A 6,786-nucleotide genomic window follows, 5' to 3' on the forward strand; every position below is an offset into this window, starting at 1 on the left:
TCACGCCACGCGCGGGTGGGGCGTGCCGCGCCGCGCGGAGCTCAGCAGCCCTCGTACGGACGTGGCCGCGCCGACCCCGAGCAGCCCCGCCGCGACCGACATCCCGATCACTCCGTTGAGCGGCAGGACGATCCCTATGGCGCCGCCGAGCACCCACGACATCTGGAGCACGGTCTCCGAGCGCGCGAACGCGGAGGTCCGCACCTCCTCGGGCACATCGCGCTGGAGCATCGCGTCCAGGGACAGCTTCGCCAGCGCCTGGGTGAACCCGGCGGTCGCGCCGAGCACCGCCATCAGCACCCCGCTGAAGAACACCGCCGCGCACACCGCCGCGCCGAGCGCGGTCATCAGCGCCATCACGATGATGATCTCCGGGCCCCGGGAGCGCAGCATCGAGCCCGCCGCCGTGCCCAGCGCGTTGCCGACGCCCGCCGAGACGCCGACCACGCCGAGCGAGACGGCGGCGCTCTGCCCCGCCAGCGGGTGCTCGCGCAGCAGGAACGCCAGGAAGAAGATCAGGAAGCCGGAGAGGGAGCGCAGGGCCGCGTTGGCGATCAGCCCGTTCTGTACGGACGCGCCGACCGTGCGCAGCCCCGGTTTGCGCCCGCCGTGGTCGACCAGCTGCGCCTTCCGCTCGCCCTTGGCGGAGTCCACCTTGTGGTCCAGCGTGAACGCCAGGAAGGTGCCCGCCACGAAGACACAGAACGCCCCATAGAGCGGCCACTGGGGCCCGACGTGCTGTAGCGCCGCGCCGATCGGGGCCGCCGCGGCGGTCGCGAGCAGCCCCGCGAGTGTGACTCGCGAATTGGCTTTGACCAGCGAGAACCGTGGTGGCAGCAGCCGGGGCACGACCGCGCTGCGCACCACTCCGTACGCCTTCGATGCCACCAGGACGCCGAGCGCCGCCGGATACAGCTCCAGGCCGCCGGTGGCCACCGCGCCCGACATGGTGAGCGCCAGCAGCGCCCGCGCGAGCATCGCGCCCGCCATCGCGGCGCGCCGGCCGTGCGGCATCCGGTCGAGCAGCGGGCCGATCACGGGGGCCAGGAGGGTGAACGGGGCCATCGTGATCGCCAGGTACAGCGCGACCCGGCCGCGGGCCTGATCGGTCGGGACGGAGAAGAAGACGGTGGACGCCAGGGCCACGGTGATCATCACGTCACCCGCGCCGTTCACCGCGTGCAGCTCGATGAGCTTGCCCAGGCCCGACTCACCGGCGCCGTGCGCGTGCGTCGCCCTTCTGATGGAACGGGCGGGGCCCGTGATGGGCCTGTGCAGCGCTCGGCCGACCGTCCGCCCCGCCCTGCGGAGGGGACTGGCCTTGTCGGTGGACCCTACGGTAGCCACCCAGTCATAGTGCCCCAACCCCGCCCGACCATGACGTACCGACGGGGATTCGGACCGGCAGGTGGGCCACGGGCCACGAAGGGGGTAGCGTGACAGGCGCGCCGCCCGCGGCTGCTCATGGCCGCGCGCCTCTCCGCCATCCCGCAGAATGGATAGCAGAAGGCGCGCCCCTGACAGTTCACGGCCCGGGCGCGGACGTCGACGCGGCCCTTTGGTCCGCTCCGTCCGCGACTCGTACGTACGCGGTCCTCGGCGCACCCGTGAGACGGCGTAGGAGAGAAGCGAGACCTGTGAGTGCTGCGACGACGCGAAGCCGTACCCCCGACCGCCTGTGCGCCGAAGCGGTCGACCTCGCCCGGGAGGCTGCCGAGGAGGCCGCGCACCCCGGCGTGGTCGGAGAGCATGTATCGGCGGTAGCCGAGGGTGACCGGGTCGTCACGCACTTCTTCGAGTGCAAGGAGCCGGGGTACCGGGGCTGGCGCTGGGCGGTGACCGTCGCGCGGGCCTCCCGCGCGAAGCAGATCACCCTCGACGAGACGGTCCTGCTGCCCGGGCCGGACGCGCTGATGGCGCCCGAATGGGTGCCGTGGAGCGAGCGACTGCGCCCGGGTGACATGGGCCCGGGCGACCTCCTCCCCACCGAGGCGGACGACCTGCGCCTGGAGCCCGGCTACAGCGGCGAGGACGCCCCGCCGCCCAACTCCGCCGTCTCCGAGGAGATGGCCGAGCGGGTCGAGGCGGAGGACGCGGAGCTGGTGGCCCGGCCGCCGGGCACCTCGCGCGGCTCGGTCGCGGCGCTGGCCGAGGAGCTCGGCATGCGCCGCGCCCGCGTGCTGTCCCGCTACGGCCTGTACGCGGCGGCGGACCGCTGGGACGAGTCGTTCGGCGCGAAGACCCCGATGGCGCAGGCGGCTCCGGCGTCCTGCGTCACCTGCGCCTTCCTGGTCCCGCTTGAGGGATCGCTCCGCCAGGCCTTCGGTATCTGCGCGAACGAATTCGGTCCGGCGGACGGGCGTGTCGTGTCGCTGGCGTACGGCTGCGGGGGCCACTCGGAGGCGGCGGTCATGCCGAAGCCCCCCCGCCCGTCCCCCCCGGTCCTCGACACCCTGGGCTCCGACGCCCTCTCCCTGCGCCCTTCCGCCGACAGCGGGTCGGTCGAGGTGGCGGGGGATGCGGGGGCGGAGGACCTGGGCCACTCCTGACCAAACCCTCCGGGGGTGGGTGGGGCCTTGAGGCGGGTCTCCCGGGGCCCGCGCCCCCGGACCCCCGGGCGGGGCCTGCGCCCCCGGACCCCCGGGCGGGGCCTGCGCCCCCGGACCCCCGGGCGGGGCCTGCGCCCCCGGACCCCCGGGCGGGGCCTGCGCCCCCGCACCCCGCTTCGGGGCTTCGCCCTCGCCCCCGTTCGTCTGCGGGCTGTGGGTGGCTGGTCGCGCAGTTCCCCGCGCCCCTTAGGGGCGGGAGCTTCGCTCCCTGCCCGCCCCCCCGCTTTCGTGGCTCCGCCCCGGACCCCGCTCCTCAAGCGCCGGAGCGCTGAAATATGACCGCGCCCCGTTCTGCCTGCCTTTAGGGGCGCGGGGAACTGCGCGAGCAACCACAGCCGGCCCGCAGACAAAGCCCGGGCCAAAATGGGGCGCGGGGAACTGCGCGCTCAGCCCCCACCGGCCCGCAGACGAACACCGGGCCGACAAGGGGCGCGGGGAACTGCGCGAGCAACCACAGCCGGCTCGCAGACAAAGCCCGGGCCAAAATGGGGCGCGGGGAACTGCGCGCTCAGCCCCCACCGGCCCGCAGACGAACACCGGGCCGACAAGGGGCGCGGGGAACTGCGCGAGCAACCACAGCCGACCCGCAGACAAAGCCCGGGCCAAAATGGGGCGCGGGGAACTGCGCGACCAGCCCCCACAGACCCGCAGACAAAGCCCGGGCCGAGACCGGGGCGCAGCCCCGTTGGGCGGGACGCGGTACCTTCGGCCCCCAAGGTTCAACTTTCGCAGAAGCGGGGTACGGCGTGATCGTGAAGGCGACGGCGGTCGAAGGGGCCGACCCCTTCGGGACGGGGCGACTCCGGCGCGGGGTCATCGACACCTGGGCCGCCGCCCCAGCCCGCTTCCGCGAGGACGCCAACGCCGAGGAGGACCTCGCCCTCGGCGGGTACCGGGACCGGCTCGTCGTCGAGCTGGCCCAGAACGCCGCTGATGCCGCCGCGCGCGCAGGCGTGCCCGGGCGGCTCCGGCTGACCCTCCACCCCGGCGCCCCCGGCGAACAGCCCGTCCTCGCCGCCGCCAACACGGGCACGCCCCTCGACGCCACGGGCGTGGAGTCGCTGTCCACCCTCCGCGCCTCCGCCAAGCGGCGCGACGCCGGGACCGCCGTCGGACGGTTCGGTGTCGGGTTCGCCGCCGTCCTCGCCGTCAGCGACGAACCCGCCGTCGTCGGCCGTACCGGCGGCGTCCGCTGGTCGCTGGCCGAGGCGCGGGACCTGGCCGCCGAGGCCGCCCGCTTCAGCCCCGGCCTCGGGGACGAACTGCGCCGCCGTGACGGCCACGTACCCCTGCTGAGGCTCCCCCTGCCCGCCGAGGGGTCGGCACCCGACGGGTACGACACCGTCGTCGTCCTGCCCCTGCGGGACGAGCCCGCCGAGGATCTCGTACTGCGGCTTCTCGCCGCCGTCGACGACGCGCTGCTCCTCACCCTCCCCGGCCTCGTCGAGGTCATCGTCGAAACCCCGGACGGCTCGCGCGTGTTGCGCCGCTCCGAGCAGGACGGGTACGTCCACATCGATGACACCCGGGAGGGGCTCAACCGCTGGCGGGTCGTCAGCGACAGTGGGGCCCTGGGCGCCGAACTCCTCGCCGACCGGCCCGTCGAGGAGCGGTTGCGGCCGCACTGGTCGGTCACCTGGGCCGTGCCGGTGGACCTGGACGGTGCTCCGCAGCGGCCCCGTACCGCCCCCGTCGTCCACGCTCCCACCCCCACCGACGAACCCCTCGGCGTGCCCGCCCTGCTCATCGCGTCGCTGCCGCTGGACACCGCCCGGCGCCACCCGGCCCCGGGGCCGCTGACGGACTTCCTGGTGGAGCGCGCCGCCGACGCGTACGCCCGGCTGCTCGGTGACTGGCAGCCCGTGTCGACCGGCACCGTCGACCTCGTGCCCGGCCCGCTCGGGCGGGGCGAGCTGGACGGGGCGCTGCGCGCGGCGATCCTGGAGCGGCTGCCCCGGGTCGCGTTCCTCGCCCCGGCCGTGCCGTCCGAAGAGCTGCCCGCGCTGCGGCCGTTCGAAGCCGAGGTCGTGGAGGGGGCGGGCGCCGACACCGTGAAGGTGCTCGCGGAGGTGCTGCCCACGCTGCTGCCCGCCGGTCTTGAGCGCCGCGCCGAGCTGCGTGCGCTCGGCGTCGGGCGGCTGCCGCTCGGCGACGCCATCGAGCGCATCGGCGGCGCCGAGCGCGCGCCCGAGTGGTGGTACCGGCTCTACGACACCCTCGCCGGCGTCGACCCCGACCGGCTCTCCGGTCTGCCGGTGCCGCTCGCGGACGGGCGTACGGCCATCGGGCCCCGGCAGATCCTGCTGCCCCTGGCCCACACCCCCACCGACCTCGGCCGGCTGGGTCTCAAGGTCGCGCACGCGGACGCCACTCACCCCCTCCTGGAGAAGCTCGGCGCCCTGCCCGCCACGCCCCGAGCCGTCCTGACGACCCCTCAGGTGCGGGCGGCCGTCGCCGCCTCCCTCGACGGCGCGGAGATCTGGGACGAGGACGCCCTCGACGCCGAGGAACTCGCCGAGACGGTACTGGCGTTGGTGCGCGACGCCGCCCTGGAGCCCGGCGACGAGCCGTGGCTCGGCGCGCTCGCCCTGACCGACGAGGACGGCGAGCTCGCCCCCGCCGGCGAACTCGTCCTGCCCGGCAGCCCCTTCGCCTCCGTCATCCGCCCCGGCGAACTCGCCGAGGTCGACGCGGAGCTCGCGGGGCGCTGGGGCGAGCAGCCGCTGGCCGCCTGCGGTGTGCTGGCGACCTTCGCCCTGGTCCGGGCCACCGACATCGTCCTCGACCCGGACGAACTGGAGCCCCGCGACGGCGACTTCGCCGAGCCCGACGACGCCGGGCTGCTCGACGCGGTCGACGTGTGGTGCGAGGACGTCCTCGACCGGCTGCCGCACACGCCGGTGCCGCCGGTGGCGACGGAGATCGTGGCGGTACGGGACCTGGACCTCGTCGACGACGAAGCCTGGCCGCAGGCGCTGGCGATGCTCGCCCGGCCGCCGCTGCGGGACGCGCTGACCCAGCCCGTACGGATCCTGCTGCCGGACGGCACGACGGAGACGGTCCGCCCGTACACGGCGTGGTGGCTGCGCGGCCACCCCGTCCTCGGCGGCCGCCGCCCGGCGGGCCTGCGCGCGGCCGGGTCCGATCCGCTGCTGGCCGGTCTGTACGAGCCGGCCGACGCGACCGGCTTCGACGACGAGCAGGTGCTGCGGGCCCTCGGCGTACGTACGTCGGTGGCGGCGCTCCTCGACGAGCCCGGCGGCGCGGCCGAGCTCCTCGCCCGCCTCGCGGACCCCGACCGCCCGGTCTCGGACGCCCAACTCCACGCCCTCTACACGGCGCTGGCCGACCTCGACCCCGATCAGGTGACGCTCCCCGACGAACTGCGGGCGGTCGTGGACGGGGAGGTACGGGTGGTGGACGCGGGCGACGCGGTGGTGGCGGACACGCCGGACCTGCTGCCATTGACGTCCGGGATGCCGCTGCTCCCGGTCGCCCCCTCGCGTGCGGCCGACCTCGCGGAGCTGCTCCAGGTGCGGCGTCTCGGTGAGTGGGTGACGGCGGAGGTGACGTCGGTCGGGACCGAACACGAGGTCCCGGAGGCGGTCAGGGCCCTGCTGGGCCCGGCGACGCCGTCGACGTACGTCGAGCACGAGGAGCTGTTGGCGGGCGGGGTCGAACTGGACTGGCGCCAGGCCCCTGACGGGGCGGTGCACGCGGCGACGCTGGAGGGTGTCGCGGCGGCCCTCGCCTGGGCGGCGGGCCAGTGGCCGCGCCGCTTCGAGGTGGCCGCGCTGCTGGAGGACCCGTCCCGGACGCCGGAACTGTCGCGGGCGCGCTGGTTCGACTAGGTCCTGGGCCCCACCCCGCCCCTTCACCTAAACCCTCCGGGGGTGGGTGGAGGGTGGAGGCGGGTTTCCCGGGGGCGGGGCCCCCGAACCCCCGTTGCGGGGCCTGCGGCCCTGCACCCCGCTGGGGCTGCGCCCCCTGCACCCCGGTACGGGGGCTGCGCCCCCGCCTCCGCTTCGGGCTCCGCCCCGGGCCCCGCTTCGGGCTGCTCCTCCGCCCCCTCGCGGGGGCTGCGCCCCCGATACCCCCGCCGGGGCTGCGCCCCGGCCCCCGTTCGTCTGCGGGTCGTCTGTGGCTGGTCGCGCAGTTCCCCGCGCCCCTGAAGGAG

Annotated in this window: 3 protein-coding genes; 2 read left to right on the plus strand and 1 reads right to left on the minus strand. The window is 75.6% G+C overall.

The features are described 5' to 3' along the window. On the minus strand, window positions 1-1,347 hold the full coding sequence (locus tag ACFWA7_RS32815; protein WP_385549762.1) for an MFS transporter: 1,347 nt from the start codon (window positions 1,345-1,347) through the stop codon (window positions 1-3). Window positions 1,348-1,637: 290 nt separating this feature from the next. Here ACFWA7_RS32815 and ACFWA7_RS32820 point away from each other — a divergent pair, with 290 nt between their 5' ends. Together ACFWA7_RS32820 and ACFWA7_RS32825 are read left to right on the plus strand one after the other, a co-directional pair. Next, window positions 1,638-2,549, plus strand: coding sequence for a DUF3027 domain-containing protein (locus ACFWA7_RS32820; RefSeq protein ID WP_385549759.1), 912 nt, complete (start codon window positions 1,638-1,640; stop codon window positions 2,547-2,549). 812 nt (window positions 2,550-3,361) lie between these two features. Then, complete coding sequence (locus tag ACFWA7_RS32825; RefSeq protein WP_385826725.1) at window positions 3,362-6,460, plus strand: sacsin N-terminal ATP-binding-like domain-containing protein; 3,099 nt, start codon at window positions 3,362-3,364, stop codon at window positions 6,458-6,460. The last annotated feature ends 326 nt before the right edge of the window (window positions 6,461-6,786 follow it).

The organism is Streptomyces sp. NPDC059994 (assembly GCF_042737755.1).
GTDB lineage: Bacteria > Actinomycetota > Actinomycetes > Streptomycetales > Streptomycetaceae > Streptomyces.